The sequence below is a fragment of the Aminobacter sp. Piv2-1 genome, from assembly GCF_037625995.1.
In the GTDB taxonomy this organism is placed as follows: Bacteria; Pseudomonadota; Alphaproteobacteria; order Rhizobiales; family Rhizobiaceae; genus Aminobacter.
Genome location: NZ_JARKMU010000025.1, coordinates 1 through 1,396 on the forward strand (window position 1 = coordinate 1; position 1,396 = coordinate 1,396).

Annotated in this window: 1 protein-coding gene; it reads left to right on the forward strand. The window is 68.5% G+C overall.

Features of this window, described 5'->3' with window-relative positions; genetic code table 11:
• The coding region (locus AmiPiv_RS24760; protein ID WP_340041882.1) for an IS91 family transposase at nt 1–1,066 on the forward strand (1,066 nt) is incomplete at its 5' end.
• Nucleotides 1,067–1,396 lie beyond the last annotated feature (330 nt).

The following is a 1,396-nucleotide window of genomic DNA, read 5'->3' on the forward strand; positions in this document are numbered from 1 at the left end:
CATCATGGGCGGGCACGTCGAGGCCTGCACCGACTGCGGGCACTGGCGGATCGCCTATAACTCGTGCCGCAACCGGCACTGCCCGCGGTGCCAGGGTGCCGCCGCGCGCACGTGGCTCGCCGAGCGCGAGGCCGACCTGCTGCCGGTTGGCTATTTCCACGTCGTCTTCACGCTGCCAGCCGAGGTCGCCGATATCGCGCTCCAGAACAAGGCGGCGGTTTACGGCCTGCTGTTCCAGGCGGCGTCGGAGACGATGACGACTATCGCCGCGGACCCGAAGCATCTGGGCGTACGCATCGGCATCACCGCGGTCCTGCACACCTGGGGCTCGGCGATGACCCATCATCCGCACATCCACATGATTGTCCCGGGCGGCGGATTGTCGCCAGACGGCAGCCGCTGGATCTCGTCACGCCCGGCGTTTCTGCTACCTGTCCGCGTGCTCGGCAAGCTGTTCCGCCGCCTGTTCCTGACCCGGCTGATGGGGCTGTACGACGCCGGGCGGCTTGGCTTCCATGGCAGCCTCGCGCACCTTGCCGACCGGCGCACCTTCCTGCGGCACCTGGCCCCGGTCAGGAAGAAGCGCTGGGTCGTCTATGCCAAGCCGCCGTTCGCAGGCCCCGAGACGGTGCTCGCCTATCTGTCGCGCTATACCCACCGCGTCGCCATCTCGAACAGCCGGCTCCTGCGCCTCGACCAGACCGGCGTCACCTTCCGCTACAAGGATTACCGTCGCGGCGGTGTCGACCGCCAGCAGGTCATGACGCTCAGCCCCGACGAGTTCATCCGCCGCTTCCTGCTCCACATCCTGCCCAAGGGCTTCCACCGCATCCGCCACTATGGCCTGCTCGCCGGTGCCACCCGCAAGGCACAACTCGACCACGTCCGCCGGCTGCTCGGGGTCGCGCCGCCCGCAACGACCGACGTGCAACCCGAGCCCCCGGATGCCCGTCCGCCATGCCCATGCTGCGGCGGCCACATGGTCGTCATCGAAACCTTCGAACGCTGGTGCCGGCCTCGCGCCCCGCCGCACAGCGGCACTTCGACCGGGACCATCACGCCATGACCCCGCACGGCTCGACCCACCCCCGCCACGCGGTCACCCCGCTTCCGGCGTTCGTGCCGCTCGTACCGGGAACATCGCCAGCCACATCAACGCTCGCCCAGACCGCCAGTCCTACCCGACATCCATGCCGCGGGCTCTTCCCGAGTATCGCGCCGCGGCCTCAAACGGCCCATTCCGCCCAACATCGCACCGACCCGCCAGCCTTCGCGAAACCGCTTTCCCCATAGGCCACCGCTCGCGGCCCGCGGCTTCCTGCTTTGGAGGATATCGTACACCTGCCGGTGCCCGATTTCCTTCACAAAAGGCGACATTCGAAGGTGCCAGACCGCT